This window comes from Micromonospora xinjiangensis (genome assembly GCF_056150165.1).
Map to the genome: position 1 here is coordinate 681,081 of NZ_JAXCFO010000002.1, position 18,867 is coordinate 699,947.

Genomic DNA, 18,867 nt, shown 5'->3' on the forward strand with positions numbered 1-18,867 from the left:
GTGGTGGATATCGAGTTGCGGACGTGAATCTCCTGCTGAGGGCTGGTCAACCCCGAAACGCACTCGTTACGCTCAGGCCGCTGACAGCCCGCGCCTTGTAGCTTATTTTCGCCTCCAGAACTTTGTTGTAAGTTCTCTTCGTCGCGCAGGGGGAGGCGGTCGTGGGCAGGTCGGAGTCAGTGCCGTCCGGGCAGACGGGCGACCGTCCCGGGGTGCCGCGGCAGCGCGCCGCCGAGGGGCCGTACGTGCGGGTGAACGACCTGCGGGTGCGCTTCGACACCGAGGACGGCGTGGTGCGCGCGGTCGACGGGGTGTCCTTCGCGGTGGAACGCGGCCGCACGCTCGGCATCGTCGGTGAGTCGGGCTCCGGCAAGAGCGTCACCTCACTGGCCATCCTCGGCCTGCACAACGCCAGGCGGACGACGATCAGCGGGGAGATCTTCGTCGGCGGCCGCCAGCTGGTCGGCCTGCCCGAGGAGGAGGTACGCCGGCTGCGCGGGCGCGACATGGCGATGATCTTCCAGGACCCGCTCTCCGCGCTGCATCCCTACTACACGGTCGGCCGGCAGATCGCCGAGGCGTACCGGGTGCACCATCCGGGGGCCGGCAAGCGGGAGGCCCGGCAGCGGGCCGTCGACATGCTCGGCCGGGTCGGCATCCCGCAGCCGGCGCGCCGCTTCGACCAGTACCCGCACGAGTTCTCCGGCGGCATGCGGCAGCGGGCGATGATCGCCATGGCGCTCGTCAACGACCCGGACCTGCTGATCGCCGACGAGCCGACGACCGCGCTCGACGTCACCGTGCAGGCGCAGATCCTGGACCTGCTCGCCGACCTCCAGGCCGAGTTCCACTCCGCGATCATCATGATCACCCACGACCTGGGCGTGGTGAGCCAGGTGGCCGACGACGTGCTCGTGATGTACGGCGGGCGGGCGGTCGAGCGCGGCAGCGTCGAGCAGGTGCTGCGCCGGCCGCAGCACCCGTACACCTGGGGCCTGCTCTCCAGCGTGCCGTCGCTGCACGGTGACGCGGACGCTGACCTCGTGCCGATCCGGGGCAACCCGCCGAGCCTGATCAACCTCCCCTCCGGCTGCGCGTTCCACCCGCGCTGCCGCTACGCCGACCGCAACGGCGACCGGTCGCGCACGGAGGTGCCCGAGCTGCGCCCGGCCGGCGAGGACGGCCACCTGGTCGCCTGCCACCTGGGCGCCGAGGACCGGACCCGGCTCTACCGGGAGGACATCGCACACGTGGGGGTCGCCCGGTGAGCGCGAACGACGCGGCGCAGGCGCGGCCGGCCGAGGCCGAGCCGCTGCTGCGGGTACGAGGGCTGACGAAGCACTTCCCGGTGCGTACCGGTTTCCGCAGCAGCAGCCTGGTGCGGGCGGTCGACGGGCTGGACTTCGACGTGCGCCCCGGCGAGACGCTCGGCCTGGTCGGCGAGTCGGGCTGCGGCAAGACCACGACCGGGCGGATGCTGGTCCGGCTGCTGGAGCCGACCTCGGGCACCATCGAGTTCGAGGGGCGGGACATCACCCACGCCGGCCGGCGTGAGCTGCGCCCGCTGCGCCAGGACCTCCAGATCATCTTCCAGGACCCGTACGCGTCGTTGAACCCGCGCCACACGGTCGGCCGGATCGTCGCGATGCCCCTGCAGGTCAACGGGATCGAGCCGCCGGGTGGCATCAGGGCCCGGGTGCAGGAGCTGCTGGAGATCGTCGGTCTCAACCCGGAGCACTACAACCGGTATCCGCACGAGTTCTCCGGCGGGCAGCGCCAGCGGATCGGCATCGCGCGGGCGCTGGCGCTGGAGCCGAAGCTGATCGTCGCCGACGAGCCGGTCTCGGCGCTGGACGTCTCGATCCAGGCCCAGGTCGTGAACCTGCTCCGCGACCTGCAACGCGACCTCGGGCTGGCCTTCGTCTTCATCGCCCACGACCTGGCCGTGGTGCGGCACTTCTGCCAGCGGGTCGCGGTGATGTACCTCGGCAAGATCGTGGAGATCGGCGACCGGGCGGACATCTACGAGCGGCCGCAGCACCCGTACACCCGGGCGCTGCTCTCGGCGATCCCGGACGTCACGAAGCTCGGCCCGGGCGGCCGGATCCGGCTCTCCGGCGACGTGCCGACCCCGCTCGACCCGCCGTCCGGTTGCCGGTTCCGCACCCGCTGCTGGAAGGCGCGGGAGATCTGCGCGACGGAGGAGCCGGCGCTGGTGCCGCGCGACGGCGGCACGCAGGCGACCGCCTGCCACTTCCCGGAGTCCGGGCCGGTGGCGACGGAGTCCGGGCCGGCGGTCGCGGAGACCGGCGCAACGGGCGGCGCGACCGCCGAGGAGGTGTCGAAGTGAGCCTGTCCCCGGTCGAGGGTGTGGCGCTGGCCGAGATCGAGTCCGGCGGCGACCCGGAGGAGTCGGCGCGCCGGGCCGTCGTCGGCCGTTCACCCGGCCAGCTCGCCTGGATCCGGCTGCGCCGCGACCGCACGGCGATGGTGAGCGGCGGCATGCTGGTCTTCTTCATGCTGCTGGCGCTCGCCGCCCCGCTCATCGAGATGGCGTACGGGATCAGCCCGAAGGAGCAGTTCCAGAGCCTGCTCGACGGCTTCGGCATGCCGCTGGGCTACGCCGGGGGCGTCAGCGGCGAGCACTGGTTCGGGCTGGAGCCCGGGCTCGGCCGGGACATCTTCATCCGGCTGATCTACGGCCTGCGTACGTCGCTGTTCATCGCGTTCGCCGCGGCGGTGGTCACCGCGACCATCGGCATCGTGCTCGGCACGCTCGCCGGTTACCTCGGCGGCTGGCTGGACGCGGTGATCAACTGGATCACGGACCTGACGCTCGCCATGCCGTTCCTGGTCATCGCGCTGGCGCTCACGCCCACGCTGGTGCTGCGCTTCTACGGCGAGCGGGAGGCGGTCGACCCGGCCTTCGGGGTGGCGGTGCTCATCGGCATCTTCGCGATCTTCGGCTGGACGGGCACGGCCCGACTGGTGCGCGGCCAGGTGATCGCCCTGCGGGAGCGGGAGTTCGTCGAGGCCGCGCGGGCCAGCGGGGCGGGGCTGGGGCACATGCTCTTCCGGCAGCTGCTGCCGAACATCTGGGCGCCGATCCTGGTGTCGTTCTCCCTGGCGGTGCCGCAGTTCATCACCAGCGAGGCCGCGCTCTCCTTCATCGGCGTCGGGCTCAGCGACGAGACCCCGAGCTTCGGCCGGATGATCTACCGCAGCCTGGACTACCTCCAGACCGACCCCGCGTACGTGTTCTTCCCGGGCATCACGATCTTCGGGCTCGTGTTCGCCTTCAACCTCTTCGGCGACGCGCTGCGTGACGCGCTCGACCCGAAGTCGTCCCGGTAGGGGTGTCCATGGCGCGATTCCTGATCAAGCGGCTGTTCTCCGCCACGCTGACCCTCTTCGCGGTGAGCGTGCTGACCTTCCTCATGTTCTTCGCCCTGCCCCGTGACCCGGTCACCGGCATGTGCCCGAAGAACTGCAACCCGGAGCGGCTGGAGCGGGTCCGCGAGGAGCTGGGCCTGAACGACCCGCTGGTCGTGCAGTACGCCGGCTACATGAAGGGCATCTTCACCGGCCGCGACCTGGGCAGCGCCCAGGGCGGGCGCTGCGACGCGCCCTGCCTGGGCTGGTCGTACGTCACCAACGAGGCGGTCTCGGACACCATCGCCCGGGTGCTGCCGGTGACGCTGAGCATCGTCATCCCGGCGGCCGTCCTCTGGCTGCTGCTCGGGGTCGGGCTCGGCATGGTCTCCGCGCTGCGCCGCGGCACGTGGCTGGACCGGCTCGCCATCGGCTTCTCGCTCACCGGCGCGTCGCTGCAGCTCTACTTCGTGGGCGCGGTGCTGCTGCTCGTCTTCGTCTACAACCTGCGGCTGCTGCCGGTGCCCAGCTACACGTCGATCTTCGACAATCCGTTGAAGTGGGCGAGCGGGCTCGTGCTGGCCTGGGTCTCGCTGGCCTTCCTCTTCTCCGCCATCTACGCCCGACTGTCGCGGGCGCAGATGCTGGAGACGCTGTCGGAGGACTTCGTTCGCACCGCACGGGCCAAGGGCCTGGCCAAACCCAAGGTGTACGGGCGGCACGCGCTGCGCGCGGCGATCACCCCCGTGGTGACGATCGCCGGCCTCGACGTCGGTGGGGCGCTCGGCGGCACGGTGATCACCGAGACGACCTTCGGCATCCAGGGCCTCGGCCGCACGGCCGTGGACGCCGTGCGCTCCGGCGACCTGCCCACCATCATGGCCACCGTGCTGATCGCCGCGGTCTTCGTGGTGCTGGCGAACATGCTGGTCGACCTGCTGTACGCGGCCATCGACCCCCGGGTGCGGCTGCGCTGAGCGGTCCGCGGCCCGACCTGCGTGACCAGCGGGCGGGCGGCGGTGAAATTTATCGACAACTGTTACACAACTCGTAGGTTTTCTTCTTTACGATCCTCGGGACGTCGGCGGTTCCACCTCCGGCGGACCGCACGGCAGATGGGTGGAGGAGGTAGGAGATGCGACCACGCGTGGCGGCCGCCGCAGGCGGCGCGATCGCACTGGTTGTGGCGTTGGGTGCCTGCTCGAAGAACACGGGCGAGGGCACCACCGTGGACACCAACCGTACGCAGACCGGGGTCATCGCGACCGACCCGAAGGACTCGCAGGGCCCGGCCCCGGAGGTGCCCGGGGCGCAGAAGGGCGGCACCTTCACCATCATCCGGGAGTCGCCGATCTCCCACCTGGACCCGCAGCGGACGTACTCGTTCGCCGGCCTGATGGCGAACCCGCTCTTCGCCCGCTACCTGACGACGTGGAAGGACGACGGCAAGGGCGGCCTCGTCCTCGTCGGCGACCTGGCCGAGACGCCGGGCACCAACGTCAACAACGACTGCAAGGTCTGGGAATTCAAGATCAAGGACGGGGTGAAGTTCGAGGACGGCCGGCCGATCACCGCCAAGGAGATCGCGTACGGCATCGCCCGCTCCTTCGACCCGGACCTCACGAGCGGCCCGACCTACATCCAGGAGTGGCTGGCCGACACCCCGCAGTTCGACACCAAGTGGGACTTCAAGAAGAACAAGGGGTCGCTGCCGCCCGGACTGACCACCCCGGACGACAAGACGCTGCGCTTCGAGTTCGCCAAGCCCCGCTGTGACCTGCCGTTCGCCGTCTCGCTGCCGACCACCGCGCCGCTGCCGCCCGACAAGGACACCGGCGTCAACCTCGACACCCGGCCCTTCTCCTCCGGGCCGTACAAGATCGCCGAGAACCAGGTCGGCGTGAAGCTGACCCTGGACCGCAACCCGAACTGGGACCCGAACACCGACCCGGTGCGCCACCAGTACCCGGACCAGTTCGTCTGGACCTTCGGCCCCACCGCGGACGCCGCCAACAACCGGGTGATCGCCGACAACGGCGCCGACCAGAGCGCGGTGGCGTTCAACTTCGTCCCGGCCTCGCTGGTGGCGAAGGTGGCCGGGGACGCGGCGCTGAAGTCGCGCAGCATCCTCTCGCCGACCCCGAGCGCCAACCAGCTCGTGATCAACAACCAGCGGGTCACCGACCTGAAGATCCGCCAGGCGCTCAACTACGCGATCGACCGGGAGGGCCTGATCAAGGCGCTCGGCGGGCAGACCGTCGCCGCGCCGCTGACCACGCTCATGCCGCCGTCGACCATCGGCTACCAGGCGTACGACGCGTACCCGGCCGGGGCGACCGGCAACATGGAGAAGGCCAAGGAGCTGCTCGGCGGCCAGACCCCGGAGCTGGTCCTGGGCGTCGCCGACAACACGACCGAGCAGCAGATCGGCACGCAGCTCAAGGCCAACCTGGAGCGGGCCGGCTTCAAGATCACGCTGCGGAACATCCCGGACGACGCGAAGCTCGACGAGATCAAGAAGAAGGACAACCCCTGGGACCTGTACATCGGTAACTGGGCGGCGGACTGGCCGAGCGGCGCGTCGATCCTGCCGGTGCTCTACGACGGGCGCACCATCAAGCCCGAGGGCAACAGCAACCAGTCCTACTTCAACGACTCGACGATCAACGCCGAGTTCGACCGGATCCTGGCCATGCCGCCGGCCGAGCAGGGCCCCGAGTGGGGCAAGCTCGACGAGCGGATCATGAAGGAGCACGCCCCCGTGGTGCCGCTCTTCGTCGACGTGGCCTACGTGGTGCACGGCTCGAAGGCCGGCGGAGTCTTCATCTCCAGCGTCTTCGGCTACCCGTCCTTCGTGAACGCGTACGTCACGAAGTAGTCACCGCCGCACGGACTGGCCCCCGGTCGACAGCGTCGTCGGCCGGGGGCCGCGGTGTCCGCGGCAGCACCCCTCACGCCGTATGGGCGCGGACGAAGTCCAGCTCCAGCCTGAGCAGCCGTTCGGCGGTGCCACCGGCGGCCATGTGCGTGGCGCCGGTCAGCGGCAGCACCGAGTGCGGCCGGCCGGACGAGAGCAGCGCCGCCGACAGACGCATGGTGTGCGCGGCCACCACGTTGTCGTCGGCCATCCCGTGCACCAGCAGCAACGGCCGGGCCTGCGCCGGGTCGGTGACCGGCTCGGCGGCCAGGTCGACCAGCGAGTGGTGCGCGTAGACGTCCACCCCGTCGTCCGGCATCCCCAGGTAGCGCTCGGTGTACGCGGTGTCGTAGAGGGCCCAGTCGGTGACCGGGGCCCCGGCGACGCCGCAGCGGAACAGCTCCGGGTGGCGCAGCACCGCGAGCCCGGCCAGCCAGCCGCCGAACGACCACCCGCGCACCGCCACCCGGCCCAGGTCGAGATCCGGGTGCTTGTCCGCCAGCGCGGTCAACGCGTCCATCTGGTCGAGCAGGATGACGTCGGCCACCCGACGGTGGATCGCCTTCTCGAACGAGGGCGCCACCCCGGGCGTACCGCGGTTGTCGACGACCACGACCGCGAACCCGGCATCGGCCCACCACTGCCGCTCCAGCCAGGCCGCCCGCGCGGCGACCACCTCCTGGTGGCCCGGGCCGCCGTAGACGTCCAGCAGCACGGGCAGGCGGCGGCCCGTCACGTAGCTGTTGGGGTAGAGCACCGCGCTGGGCAGCCGCCGGTCGGTCACCCGCTCCAGCAGCGGCAGCGGGGAGTACGGCGGGGCGGCGGCGTGCGAGGTGAGCGCCGCCACCTCCTCGTCGCCCCGCCACACCGTCCACTGCGTGCCCGCGTGGTCCAGCGAGGCCATCCCCACTACGAGCACGTCCCCGCCGACGGCGGCGGTGTGCCAGCCCGAGTCGGTGGTCAACCGGCGGGCGTCCACGCCGCCGCCGATCGTCGTCCGCACCCGGAACAGGTGCCGCTCGCTCGGCTCGCCGTCGCTCGCCTCCACCAGCAGGTCGCCCGCGCCGCCGTTCGCCGCGGGCAGTCGCCCGACCACCCGCCGCACGTAGAGCGAGGGCGGGGTCAGCAGCGTGCCGTCCGCGAAGAGGCAGCGGGCGTCGTACCCGTCGTGCGCCAACTCGCCCCCGACCAGCACCCGACCGTCGGGCAGGTGGGCCGGGGTGCCGTCGATCGGCTCCACCCAGCGCGGATCCGCCAGCTCGGCGTGCACCTGGGTCTCCCCGGTGCGCGGGTCCACGGCGAGCACCAGGCCGTGCTGCTGCGAGCGGCGCAGCACCGTGATCAGGGGACCGCCGTCGGCCCAGCTCACCGCGGTCAGGTACGGGTAGGTCTCCCGGTCCCAGTGCACGTCGACCCAGCCGCCGTCCAGGTCGAGCAGGTGCAGGCTGACCTCCGCGTTCGGCCCGCCCGCCCGGGGGTACGCGACGCTGGTCGGCGGGCTGGCCGGGTGGGCCGGGTCGTGCAGGTGCCAGCGCTCCAGCCGCGACTCGTCGACCCGCGTGGCCAGCACCGACCGCCCGTCCGGCGCCCACCAGTAGCCGCGGAACCGGCCGAACTCCTCGGCCGCGATGTGCTCGGCCAGCCCCCACGTCACCCCGGAGTCCTCGCCCGCGAGCAGGTTGTCCGTACCGTCCGCCTCGACCACCCGCAGCTCACCCCGGCGCACGCCCTCGGCGGCGTCGGTGACGTAGGCGAGGCGCTCGCCGGTCGGGTCGGGTCGCGGGTCGATGACCGGCCCGACCGAGGCCACCTCGACGACGTCGCCGTGCACCAGGTCGGCGCGGAAGAGCCGGCCGGCGAGCGGGAAGACGGCGATGCGGCCGGCGGCGTCCAGCGCGTACGAGCCGATGCCGGCGGCGCTGAGTCGCAGGCGCTCGCGCAGCGCGCGCTCGCCCGGGGAGAGCGCGGCCGGGTCGGCGTCCGCGCCGAGCAGCACCGCGGGGTCGGCGACGAGCCGCTCCTCGCCGGTGGCGACGTCCAGGAGCCACAGCGCGTCGGCCGGGTCCTCGGGACCGGACGAGCGCAGGAAGATCACCCGGGAGCCGTCGTCGGCCACGGAGACGGCACGCGGTGCGCCGTGGCTGAACCGGCGGGTACGGGCGGCCAGCTCCGGATAGTCCACGGCCAGATCGTAAGTCGGCCGCGGAGGTGATGTGGCCGACCTGGCTGGACGCGTCGAGGTCGCCCGGCCGGAACCGCCGGTTAGAGTGACGGGCGTGACGACGCTGCCCGACCGCCGCCTGCTGCTGGTCCACGCGCATCCGGACGACGAGTCCATCGGCACCGGCTCGACCATGGCGCACTACGCCGCCTCCGGCGCCCACGTGACGCTCGTGACGTGCACGCTGGGCGAGGAGGGCGAGATCCACGTGCCGGCCCTGGCGCAGCTCGCCGCCGACCAGGCCGACCAGCTCGGCGGCTACCGGATCGCCGAGCTGGACGCGGCCTGCGCCGCCCTCGGCGTCACCGACCACCGCTTCCTCGGCGGCGCCGGCTGCTACCGCGACTCCGGGATGATGGGGCTCGCCACGAACGACCACCCCCGGGCGTTCTGGCGGGCCGACCTGGACGAGGCCGCCGGCCACCTGCTGGAGGTCATCCGCGAGGTCCGCCCGCAGGTCATGATCACGTACGACGAGAACGGCTTCTACGGCCACCCCGACCACATCCAGGCGCACCGGGTGGCGATGCGGGCCCACGAGCTCGCCGACGCCGAGGGCATCGCCCCGGCCAAGGTCTACTGGACGGCCATGCCGCTCAGCGTCCTCAAGGCCGGCATGGACCAGTTCGTCGAGTCGTCCGACAACCCGTTCGCGGGCATCGACGACGTCTCCGAGCTGCCCTTCGGCACGCCCGACGAGCAGATCGCCGCCCGCGTCGACGGCACGGACCAGCACGCCGCGAAGCAGGCCGCGCTGCGCGCCCACGCCACCCAGATCCCGTCGACCTCCTGGCTCTACACGATCGCGGGCAGCTTCGGCGGCGAGTTCATGGGCATGGAGTACTACACCCTGGCGAAGGGGGAGAAGGGGCCGGGCAGCGGCCCGTACGGCTGGGAGGACGACCTCTTCGCCGGGATCGCCGACCTCGGCCCGGACCGGGTCCCGGCCGCGGCGGCCGGTCTGCGGTGACACTGCCCGCCGCGCCGATGACGGTCGCCCCGGACGACACCAGCCCGCCGCCGGCGGGCCCGCCGCCGCGCCTGGTCGACCTCGGGCTGCGGGTGGCCGGCGGCCTGGTGGCCGTCGTGGCCGGCGTGGTGACCGGGGTGCTGGAGCTGCTGCTGGCCACGCTCCGGGTGGCCGGGCAGCTGATCGGGGTGTCGGTGCTGGTGGCGATCGCCGCGAACGTCGCGCTGAGCTGGTTCGCCCACCGGACGGTCGGCCGGCGCTGGTCGGTGGCGTTGCCCGCCGTCCCGTGGTTCGCACTGATGGCGGTCGCCGCGATCCGCACCGACGAGGGCGACCTGCTCCTGGCCGGCGACAACTGGGTCGGCCTGCTCATGATCGTCGCCGGCGCCATGACCTTCGCCGTGATGGGTTTCCGGCAGATCCTCGCCGCTGCGCCGGCCCCGCGCGGGTGATGACGCCACACAGGTACGGGTGGTAGATATTCCTGCCAGGAACCGCCCCGAGGGTGGGCGGTGGGGCGGGAGGTCGTGCGATGAACAAGCGCTGGCGCGACATCGGTGTGCTCGCCGGGGCGCTCTTCGCGGTCAACGTGGTCGCCCGGTTGATCATCCACTTCGGCTTCGACGGTGACGACACCGCCGCCGACCGGGTGTCGCTGGGTATGTTCGCGCTGATCGGGCTGACCCTGGCCGTGGTCGCGTTCCTGTGGGGCCGGCGTCGCCCGCTGGGCGACTGGGTGGCCGACGTGGCGGGTGCGGTCCTGGTCGCCATGGTGCTGACCGTGCTGGTCGGCCCGCTGCTCGTCGGTGACAACCCGTTCGGCGGCGGTGCGGGCACCTTCTTCGCGCAGATCTGGCTCTACCTGGGCGCGACCGCCGCGGGCACGCTGATCGGCTACCTGGTGCTCACCGCGCTCGGCCTGGATCACCGTTCGCAGGGCCTCAAGCGGTACGCCGAGCTGAAGGCCGCGAAGCCGCGCAAGGTCGTCCGCCGCTGACCCCGTCGGGCGCGGGGGCGAGTCCGGCGCCCGCCGGTCCCGGATCCCGCGCCGGCGGCTCGGGCCGCGCTCAGTGCGGGGCGACGCGGGTCAGGTAGGTGTGGTGGGTGGTGAAGCCCAGCCGCTGGTAGAGGGCCACCGCGCCGGTGTTGCCCTGCTCCACCTGGAGGAAGGCGTGCGTGGCGCCCGATTCCGCGCCCCACTCGGCGAGCGCACCGATGAGCCGGCCGGCCAACCCCTGCCGGCGTGCCCGTGGCAGCACCTCGATGAGGCTCAACCCGAGCCAGCGCCGCTGCCCGGTCACCGTGCCCCGGCCGATCCCCACCAGCGCGCCGTCGACGTACGCGTGGGCGAAGCGGACCTCGTCCACGGCGGTGAGCACGTGCCGGGCGGCCGCCGGGAACCCGCCCTTGCGCTCGCCCGCGACCGCCAGCCATTCGGGCGTCGGCGCGGCCGCCACCTCGACCACCGCTCGCGGGCCGAGCCCCGGCACCGGGGCCGCCGCGGCCGAGGTCGGCGGAGGCGCCGGCTGGAACCCGCCGTCCGGGACGGGCCGAGCGATGCTGTCGACCGGCCGAGCGGCGCCGTCGACGGCCGGGGCCGCGGTGCCGAGGGGCGGCAGGGGGAGCGGGGCGGTCTGCACCAGCACCGGCGGTCGGGTGGTCCATCCCCGGGCGTCCAGCTCGGCGCCGACCGGCGAGGCGAGCGGCAGCGGCGTGTTGACCATCGGGGTCAGGCCGCGCGCGGCGTACCAGCGCTCGACGGCGTCGAGCGCCGCCGGGAGCGGCCGGTCCGGGTCGCCGACCGGAAGGGCCGAGTTGGCCCGGCCGGTCCATCCGTCGGCGGCCCGCAGCAGCCAGCCGCCCAGCCGCTCGTGGGTGGGCGCCGGCCACGCCTCGTCGGCGGCCAGCTCCAGCTCGACGACGGCCGCGGCGGTCGGGCGGCGTGCGGGTGGCACCCGCTTGGCGCGGTGCACCTCGTCCCGGGCGACCCGCAGCGGGCCCCGGGCGGTGGCCAGCGTGAGATGGGTCTCGCTCAGCTCGACCAGCTCGCCGAGCGCGTCCGAGAAGAGGGGCCGGCCTTCGCGAATACCCACAATCCGGCGGACCACGATCCGGTGTCCTACATCCTGCTGACCCAGCACGATCGACCCCCTCCCCGGCGAGATACTAGGCTCTTACCGTCGCGGGAGATCGCGGCGCGTCTTGCGGAGGAGAAGACCGGTGACCTACATCATCGCCGAGCCGTGCGTGGATGTGCTCGACAAGGCATGCATCGAGGAGTGCCCGGTCGACTGCATTTACGAGGGCAACCGGATGCTCTACATCCACCCCGACGAGTGCGTCGACTGTGGTGCCTGTGAGCCTGTCTGCCCCGTCGAGGCGATCTTCTACGAGGACGACGTCCCCGAGCAGTGGAAGGACTACACCGGCGCCAACTACGAGTTCTTCGAGGACCTCGGTTCGCCCGGTGGCGCCTCGAAGATCGGCAAGGTGGAGAAGGACGCGGCGTTCGTCGCCGCCCAGCCGCCGCGCGGTGAGGGCCACTGAACCGGCCCACGCCGGTCTCGGCACGGCTGCCCGAGTTCACCTGGGACACCCTGGACGCCGCGGCCGCCCTGGCCGCGGCGCACCCGGGTGGCCTGATCAACCTCTCGATGGGTACCCCGGTCGACCCGGTGCCCCAGGTGATCCGGCAGGCGCTGGCTGACGCGTCCGACGCCCCCGGCTACCCGCTGACCGCCGGCACCCCCGCGCTGCGGGCGGCGATCAGCGCCTGGGTCGCGCGGGCCTGCGGCGCTGGGGTGGACGGTCTCGGCGTGCTGCCGAGCATCGGCTCGAAGGAGCTGGTGGCCTGGCTGCCGACCCTGCTCGGGATCGGGCCGGACGACGTCGTGGTGGTGCCGTCGATCTGCTACCCCACCTACGAGGACGGCGCCCGACTGGCCGGCGCCACGGTGGTCCGTACCGACTCGTTGACCTCGGTCGGTCCGACCTCGCGGGTCCGGCTGGTCTGGGTCAACTCGCCCGGCAACCCCACGGGTCGGGTGCTGCCCGCGGCGCACCTGCGCAAGGTGGTCGACTGGGCTCGCGAGCGCGGCGCCGTCGTCGCCAGCGACGAGTGCTACCTGCCCCTGGGCTGGTCCGCCGAGCCGGTCTCGGTGCTCTCGCCCGAGGTGTGCGGCGGCTCGTACGACAACGTGCTGGCGCTGCACTCGCTCTCCAAGCGCTCCAACCTCGCGGGCTACCGGGCCGGGTTCGTGGCCGGGGACGCGGCGCTCGTGGCCGAGCTGCTGAAGGTGCGCAAGCACGCCGGCATGATCGTGCCGGCGCCGGTGCAGGCGGCCATGGTGGCGGCGCTCCAGGACGAGCGGCACGCCGAGGAGCAGCGGGAGCGCTACCGCGCCCGGCGCGAGACGCTGTACCGGGCGTTCACCGAGGCCGGCTTCACCGTCGAGCACTCGGAGGCGGGCCTCTACCTGTGGATGACCCGGGGCGAGGACTGCTGGCAGACCGTGGACTGGCTGGCCCGCCGCGGCATCCTGGTCGCCGCGGGCGTCTTCTACGGCCCGGCCGGCGGGCGGCACGTCCGGGTGGCGCTGACCGAGACCGACGAGCACGTGGCGGCGGTCGCCGGTCGGCTCGCCGAGGCCTGACGCGGCGCCGCCGTCCGGCGATGACCCGACCGAGCCGCCGAGGTGTGTGATGGTGGACAGCTTCGCTGGGCAGCCGCGGGTCGCCGTGGTCGGCACCGGTCTCGTGGGCGGCTCCATCCTGCTCCGCCTGCGCGAGGCGTACCGGGACGTCGCCGGGTGGGACCCGGACCCGGCCACCCGGGCGCAGGGCCGCGCGCGCGGGGTGCGCTTCCCCGACGAGCTGGCCGAGGCGGTCGGGGACCGGGACGTCGTGTTCCTCGCCGGGCCGCTGCGCAGCCTGCCGGACACCCTGCGGAGCGTGGCCGCCCACGTCGGCGAGCACTGCGTGATCACCGACGTGGGCAGCACGAAGCGGTCCGTCGCCGACTTCGCCGCCGCGCACGGGCTGACCGACCGGTTCGTCCCCGGGCACCCGATGGCGGGCGCCGAGCGGTCCGGGCTGACCGCCGCCGAGCCGGGGCTGTTCGCGGGGGCGGCCTGGGTCCTCTGTCCCACGCCCGCGGGCATCGGGCCGTTCCGGACGCTGGTGGGCCTCCTCGCCGAGGTCTTCTCGGCCCGCGTGGTGCCGATGTCGCCGGCGGTGCACGACTCGGTGGTCGCGCTCTCGTCCCACATCCCCCACCTGCTGGCGGGCAGCCTCGCCGGCGCGGTGGCCGGCTCCGACCTCCGGGACGCCGTGCTCGGCCTGGCCGCCGGGAGCTTCCGCGACGGCACCCGGGTCGCCGGCACGCCCGCGCAGCGGACCGCCGACATGCTCTTCGAGAACCGCGCGCAGGTCGCGCGTCAGCTGGAGCAGGTCCGCGGCGTCCTCGACGAGCTGGCCGACGCCCTGCGCCGGGACGACCTGGAGACGCTCGTCGCGCGCTACCGGTACGCGCAGGAACTGCGTCACGCGCTGCTCGACCGCCCGCTGGCGGAGGGCCGGCGGGAGTTCCCCACCGGCGGTGACCACGGCGCCGAGCTGGCGTACCTCCTGGAGCTGGGGTCCGCCGGCGGCTACCTGACCGGGTGCCGGGTCGAGGCCGACGTGGTGACGTACGCCGGCCGGCGGCCGCCCGGCCCCGGCGCGCTCTGAGCGCTCGGCCCGCCGGGTCGGCCCGGCGCGACTAGGGTGAGGGCATGGTGGACGGGCCCGTGGTGACGGTACGCGGCGAGGCGTACCGGGAGGTGGCTCCGGAGCTGGCCCGGTTCGTGGTCACCGTGACGGCTCGCGACCGCGACCGGGAGACCACCCTCACCCGGCTGGCCGAGCGCGCCGCCGCGGTGCGGGTGCTGCTCGACGGCGAGGAGCCGACCATCGACCGCCGGGAGACCGGTGACCTGCGGGTCTGGCCGGAGACGAGGCGTTCCACCGAGCGTGTCGTGGCCTGGCACGGCACCGTCGCCACCACCGTCACCGTCACCGACTTCACGACCCTCGGCGAGCTCATGCTCCGCCTCGCCGACCAGGACCAGGTCGAGGTGGCCGGGCCCTGGTGGTCGCTCCGCCCGGACAGCCCCGCCCACCGCGAGGTGCGCCACGCCGCGATCGCGGACGCGCTGGCCCGCGGCCGGGAGTACGCCGAGGCGCTGGGCGCCCGCGTCACCGCGCTCCTCGAGCTCGCTGACATCGGGGTGGAGCGGCCGATGATGGCCCGGATGGCGTACGCCGCCGGGCCGGAGGCGGGCGGCCGTCCGGAGCTGGACCTCGATCCGCAGCCGCAGCCGGTGCAGGCCGCCGTGCAGGCGCGGTTCGCCATGAGCGAGCCGGTCCTCGGCTGATGGCGCAGGCGCGGGTGCTCCCCGTCGCGGAGCTGGTGAAGCGGGCGCGGTCGCTGGCCGAGGCGGGCCCACGGCAGCTGCTCGGCATCGCCGGCGCGCCGGGAGCGGGCAAGTCCACCCTCGCCGAGCGGATAGTCGCCGAGGTCGGGCCGGCCGCCCGCCTGGTGCCGATGGACGGTTTCCACCTCGCCCAGTCCGAACTGGAGCGGCTCGGCCGCGCCGACCGCAAGGGTGCCGCCGACACCTTCGACGCCAACGGCTACGTCTCCCTGCTGCGCCGCCTGCACCGGCTCGAGCCGACCCCCGTCTACGCCCCCGCGTTCCGGCGCGACCTGGAGGAGCCGATCGCCGGTGCCATCGAGGTGCCGGCGGAGGTGCGTCTCGTGGTGACCGAGGGCAACTACCTGCTGATGCCGCTGACCCCGTGGGACGAGGTGCGGTCGCTGCTGCACGAGGCGTGGTTCCTCGACCTGGACGCGGAGCTGCGGTTGCGCCGGCTCACCGCCCGGCACGAGTCGTACGGGCGGTCGCCGGCGCAGGCGCGGGCGTGGGCGATGGGCAGCGACGAGCGCAACGCCGCGCTGGTGGTCGGGACCGCCGCCCGGGCGGACCTGGTGGTGCGGCTAGCCGAGGCTCCGCCGGGGTGACGGCACGCCACGTCGCAGCAGCCGGGCCACGTGGGCCCGCTCCTGCTGGAACTCGGGCGAGTCGGGGTAGGCGCTGTGGTTGCGGATCGGCGGGTCGGCCACCTCGCCGTCGGTGGGGTGCAGCCCCTCGGGGTCCTGGACGGCCAGGTCCCGTTCGCCGGCGTTGACCGGCCAGCCGAGCGGGTCGGTGTCGCGCCAGAAGTTGGTCCAGCCGGTCCAGCCGGGCGGGGTGGTCAGCGCCTCGCTCAGCGCGGGCAGCCGGTCCGGTCCGAAGTACGCCGGGAAGACCCGCCCGTAGAGGCGGGTGAGCTGGCAGCCGTAGGAGAAGAACCAGATCCGCCACCGCCAGCGGGCGGGCAGCTGGAGGATCACGGCGGCGCAGATCACCGTGCCCTGGCTGTGCCCGGAGAGGATGATGCCGTCCACCCGGCGCGGGTCGTGCTCGGGCAGGGCCAGCAGCCCGGCGATCCGGGTCTGCAGCTCGGGCACGGCGCGCTCGGCGTAGCTCGGTGGGGCGAGCGGGTGGGCGGCCCGGGGCCAGAAGGTGCCCACGTCCCAGATCACACCGACCGTGCGGCGCACGGTGTCGTTGCGGTAGACCAGGGCGCCGATCGTGGCGACCAGCAGCGGGAGCCATCCGAGCATTGAGTCGCCGGCGTCGGCGACGACCTTCACGACGGCCGCGGCATCGGTGGCCTCCACCGGGTGGGGCCGCGCGTGCGAGAGCGCGGCCGCGCAGCTCACGGTGGTCAGCACGGTGGCGACGACCGCGTAGCAACCGACCAGCCGGATGGCGTGCTCGCCGACCAACCGGTGCAGCGCACGGAAGGCGCTGACGTCGCGGCAGCGCCGCAGGTCGTGCAGGGAGAGGTGGTCCCCGGTCGAGACCAGCTCGGCGTACGCCTGGCGGCGCAGCCGCTGGAAGAGCAGGCCGGCCCGCGCCACGGTGACGGCGAGGGCGAGGAGCGCGACGGCGAAGGCGAGCCCGCTCCACATCACGGGTATCGGGGGGATGACTGTGGACCGCCCGCTCGGGGTCCCCCCGTTGTTGAGCCGGTCGGTCGTCCAGTAGAGCAGCCCGGCGCAGTTGGCGATGCAGAGCAGCCAGCCGAAACCCGCGATCACGGCCGGCCCCCGTCCACCCCAGGCGACGTCGCTGTGGGGCGGCAGCGGCTGGACGTCGACGGCCGCGGGGGTGCGGGGGAGCACCACCCCGACCGCGGCGAGCCCGACGGCCGGTACGGCGAGCATCCACACCTCCAGCCGCCCCGGCGCGTCCGGCACCAGCGGTAGCCAGCCGTCGACCCAGGACACGCCGATTACGAGCAGCAGCCCGGCGGCGGCGGGCGGCACCAGTGCCCGGCGGCCGGAGCGGGACACCGCCCCGATGGCGATCAGCAGCAGCAGTTGGCCCAGGCCCAGCCAGGCGACGATCCAGTCGTACCCCGGCAGGGACCGGTCGGTCAGACAGCCCGGGGTGCCGGGGTCGCGGGTGCAGCCGTCCGGGGGCCGCAGCTCGGCCAGCGGCGTGCCGCCCGGTCCCTCGGGGAGCAGCAGGAGCGTCACGGTGCCCGCCACGGTCAGGGCGGTGAGGACGGCGACCGTGGCACTCCACGGGCCGAGCGGGGTGGCGCCGGCCCGCCGGGTCAGGTACGGCCGGCCGAGTGCCACGACCGCGATCAGCAGTACGCTGCCGCCGGTCACGATGGTCGGCCAGGCGACGGCCGCGCGTGTCCCGTGGGGTGGGTCCATGGCCAGGACGGTGCCGAGCGGCACCCCGGCGGCGACGACGGCGCCGGTGCACAGGTGCAGCACGGCCGCGCGGCGCAGCTGCCCCTCCCCGCACCAGAACGTGCGGTCCTGGAGGGGGCTGGTCGGGTCCGGCGGCGGGGGGTCGGCGTCCGGGGGCGGCTGCTGCGGTGGCTGGTCCACCACGGGCGGGGTGTCCTCGACGGGTGCGCTGACCCCGCGTGATCTGCGCCGAGGACGGGGGAAGAGGGTGGTGCCGGGGCCGGTGGGCATCTCGGCCTCGTACTGGTAGGTGCGCCACGAGAGCAGGCCGAGGAGCGCGAGCAGCCCGATCGGGGCGAGCAGCCCGACGGCGAGCGCGCGGGCGCCCTCGCTCCACCAGCCGGCGCCGAGGAACTCCCAGGGCCCGGGGATCCGGCCCAGGCAGTCGTCGTCGACGCACTGCCATCCGACGAGGTCGACGCCGATCCCGGTCACCGTCAGGACGACCGTGCAGGTCAGGCTCAGGCAGAAGAGCCGGATCAGCCAGGCCGACAGGCCGGAGCGGCTGGCCCACCGCTCCTGGTCGGGGTCGGGGGGTATCCCGGGCCGGGCGTGCAGCGCGACGTTGGCGAGGGTGAACGGCAACAGCAGCGTCCACAGCGCGCGCTCCACGTCCCGCGCGGTCCGCCCGCCCGAGGTCAACTGCCCCCAGCTGTACGCCTCGACGACGAGCGGGTCGTCCGGCGTGGTGCCGGGGGTGCGGTAGAAGCCCGTCACGGCTCCACCGGCGACCCGCTCCGGCTGGGGCGACTCACCCTGCGGGCCGGGGCGCATGCCGAGGGTCTGGGCCGGGGGCGTGTTGGACACACCGTGCACGCGAAGTTCGAGGATCCGATCGCTCATCCCGCCTCCCGGTGAGGGCGTCACTACCCACAGTGCCGGGTGACGGGCTCGACCGCAATCGGTCGAAGGAGCCGTTCTTGCAGGTGGCAGCCTTGATCGTGCTATTCGACCGCGCGTACGGGGCGTGCCGGGTTGCCGAGAGCGACCACGTTCGGTGGCAGATCCCGGGTCACCACGGCGCCCGCGCCGACGACGGTGTTCGCGCCGACGTCGACACCGCCGAGCACGATGGCGCCGCCGCCGAGCCAGACGTTGTCGCCGATGGTGACCGGGCGGGCGGCCTCCCACTTCGCCCGGCGGGGCTCGGGCTCGACGGGATGGGTCGGGGTGAGCACCTGCACGTTCGGTCCGACCTGGACGTCGGCGCCGAGGGTGATCGGGGCGACGTCCAGGAACACCGCGTTGTAGTTGACGAAGCAGCGCGGGCCGAGCCGGATACGTGAGCCGTAGTCGCAGTGGAACGGTGGGCGGACCCAGCTCTCCTCGCCCACCTCGCCGAGCAGGTCGCGCAGGGCGGCGAGGCGGGCCTGCGGATCGTCGGCGGGGCTGGTGTTGAAGCGTTCCATCAGCCGGGCGGCCCGGGCCAGCTCGGCCACGATCTCCGGATCGTCGGCCTGGTAGAGCTCGCCCGCGAGCATGCGCTCCCTCATCGACGTCACCGCCCGATCATCCCGACCGGACGGACGGCCCGC

At 73.5% G+C, this 18,867-nt stretch carries 17 protein-coding genes; 13 read left to right on the forward strand and 4 right to left on the reverse strand.

Going from position 1 to position 18,867, the window contains the following annotated elements:
- Positions 1 to 161 precede the first annotated feature (161 nt).
- From SM573_RS10050 to SM573_RS10070, 5 genes are all read left to right on the forward strand, one after another.
- Positions 162 to 1,268: an ABC transporter ATP-binding protein gene (locus SM573_RS10050; RefSeq protein WP_474615943.1), complete on the forward strand. Its 1,107-nt coding sequence runs from the start codon at positions 162 to 164 to the stop codon at positions 1,266 to 1,268.
- Positions 1,265 to 2,350, forward strand: coding sequence for an ABC transporter ATP-binding protein (locus SM573_RS10055; RefSeq protein WP_474615944.1), 1,086 nt, complete (start codon positions 1,265 to 1,267; stop codon positions 2,348 to 2,350). The genes SM573_RS10050 and SM573_RS10055 overlap by 4 nt, the downstream gene beginning before the upstream one ends.
- The gene (locus SM573_RS10060) at positions 2,347 to 3,354 is read left to right on the forward strand and encodes an ABC transporter permease (RefSeq protein ID WP_474613643.1); all 1,008 of its coding nucleotides are present in this window, start codon (positions 2,347 to 2,349) and stop codon (positions 3,352 to 3,354) included. The genes SM573_RS10055 and SM573_RS10060 overlap by 4 nt, the downstream gene beginning before the upstream one ends.
- A gap of 8 nt (positions 3,355 to 3,362) precedes the next feature.
- On the forward strand, positions 3,363 to 4,349 hold the full coding sequence (locus SM573_RS10065; RefSeq protein ID WP_474613644.1) for an ABC transporter permease: 987 nt from the start codon (positions 3,363 to 3,365) through the stop codon (positions 4,347 to 4,349).
- A 158-nt stretch (positions 4,350 to 4,507) separates the two neighbouring features.
- A complete protein-coding gene (locus SM573_RS10070; protein WP_474613645.1) occupies positions 4,508 to 6,250 on the forward strand; it encodes an ABC transporter substrate-binding protein in 1,743 nt (580 codons plus the stop codon).
- Positions 6,251 to 6,323: 73 nt separating this feature from the next.
- Here SM573_RS10070 and SM573_RS10075 read toward each other — a convergent pair whose 3' ends face one another.
- Entirely contained in the window at positions 6,324 to 8,471 is a 2,148-nt protein-coding gene (locus SM573_RS10075; protein WP_474613646.1) for a S9 family peptidase, read from the reverse strand.
- An 85-nt stretch (positions 8,472 to 8,556) separates the two neighbouring features.
- Between SM573_RS10075 and mshB the strand changes: the two genes are divergently transcribed.
- From mshB to SM573_RS10090, 3 genes are all read left to right on the forward strand, one after another.
- Positions 8,557 to 9,480, forward strand: a complete 924-nt coding sequence (gene mshB, locus SM573_RS10080) for an N-acetyl-1-D-myo-inositol-2-amino-2-deoxy-alpha-D-glucopyranoside deacetylase (protein ID WP_474616058.1) — start codon at positions 8,557 to 8,559, stop codon at positions 9,478 to 9,480.
- A gap of 17 nt (positions 9,481 to 9,497) precedes the next feature.
- Positions 9,498 to 9,932 carry a hypothetical protein gene (locus SM573_RS10085; RefSeq protein WP_474613647.1) on the forward strand — a complete coding sequence of 145 codons (435 nt, stop codon included), beginning with the start codon at positions 9,498 to 9,500 and terminating at the stop codon, positions 9,930 to 9,932.
- A gap of 80 nt (positions 9,933 to 10,012) precedes the next feature.
- On the forward strand, positions 10,013 to 10,477 hold the full coding sequence (locus SM573_RS10090; RefSeq protein WP_474613648.1) for a hypothetical protein: 465 nt from the start codon (positions 10,013 to 10,015) through the stop codon (positions 10,475 to 10,477).
- 70 nt (positions 10,478 to 10,547) lie between these two features.
- Here the strand turns inward: SM573_RS10090 and SM573_RS10095 are convergent, their stop codons facing one another.
- Positions 10,548 to 11,621, reverse strand: a complete 1,074-nt coding sequence (locus tag SM573_RS10095) for a GNAT family N-acetyltransferase (RefSeq protein ID WP_474615945.1) — start codon at positions 11,619 to 11,621, stop codon at positions 10,548 to 10,550.
- Positions 11,622 to 11,700: 79 nt separating this feature from the next.
- Here SM573_RS10095 and fdxA point away from each other — a divergent pair, with 79 nt between their 5' ends.
- From fdxA to SM573_RS10120, 5 genes are read left to right on the forward strand one after another with little or no spacing between them, the layout of a single operon-like run.
- On the forward strand, positions 11,701 to 12,027 hold the full coding sequence (gene fdxA, locus SM573_RS10100; RefSeq protein ID WP_076466513.1) for a ferredoxin: 327 nt from the start codon (positions 11,701 to 11,703) through the stop codon (positions 12,025 to 12,027).
- The gene (dapC, locus tag SM573_RS10105; protein WP_474613821.1) at positions 12,024 to 13,133 is read left to right on the forward strand and encodes a succinyldiaminopimelate transaminase; all 1,110 of its coding nucleotides are present in this window, start codon (positions 12,024 to 12,026) and stop codon (positions 13,131 to 13,133) included. The genes fdxA and dapC overlap by 4 nt, the downstream gene beginning before the upstream one ends.
- Before the next feature lie 49 nt (positions 13,134 to 13,182).
- On the forward strand, positions 13,183 to 14,208 hold the full coding sequence (locus SM573_RS10110; RefSeq protein WP_474615946.1) for a prephenate dehydrogenase: 1,026 nt from the start codon (positions 13,183 to 13,185) through the stop codon (positions 14,206 to 14,208).
- Positions 14,209 to 14,252: 44 nt separating this feature from the next.
- The gene (locus tag SM573_RS10115) at positions 14,253 to 14,894 is read left to right on the forward strand and encodes an SIMPL domain-containing protein (protein ID WP_474613651.1); all 642 of its coding nucleotides are present in this window, start codon (positions 14,253 to 14,255) and stop codon (positions 14,892 to 14,894) included.
- On the forward strand, positions 14,894 to 15,541 hold the full coding sequence (locus SM573_RS10120) for a nucleoside/nucleotide kinase family protein (protein ID WP_474615947.1): 648 nt from the start codon (positions 14,894 to 14,896) through the stop codon (positions 15,539 to 15,541). Before SM573_RS10115 ends, SM573_RS10120 begins: the two co-directional genes overlap by 1 nt.
- Here SM573_RS10120 and SM573_RS10125 read toward each other — a convergent pair.
- Both SM573_RS10125 and SM573_RS10130 read right to left on the reverse strand, forming a co-directional pair.
- On the reverse strand, positions 15,518 to 18,175 hold the full coding sequence (locus SM573_RS10125; protein ID WP_474615948.1) for a hypothetical protein: 2,658 nt from the start codon (positions 18,173 to 18,175) through the stop codon (positions 15,518 to 15,520). The genes SM573_RS10120 and SM573_RS10125 overlap by 24 nt on opposite strands.
- Before the next feature lie 101 nt (positions 18,176 to 18,276).
- On the reverse strand, positions 18,277 to 18,825 hold the full coding sequence (locus tag SM573_RS10130; protein ID WP_474615949.1) for a sugar O-acetyltransferase: 549 nt from the start codon (positions 18,823 to 18,825) through the stop codon (positions 18,277 to 18,279).
- Positions 18,826 to 18,867: the final 42 nt, after the last annotated feature.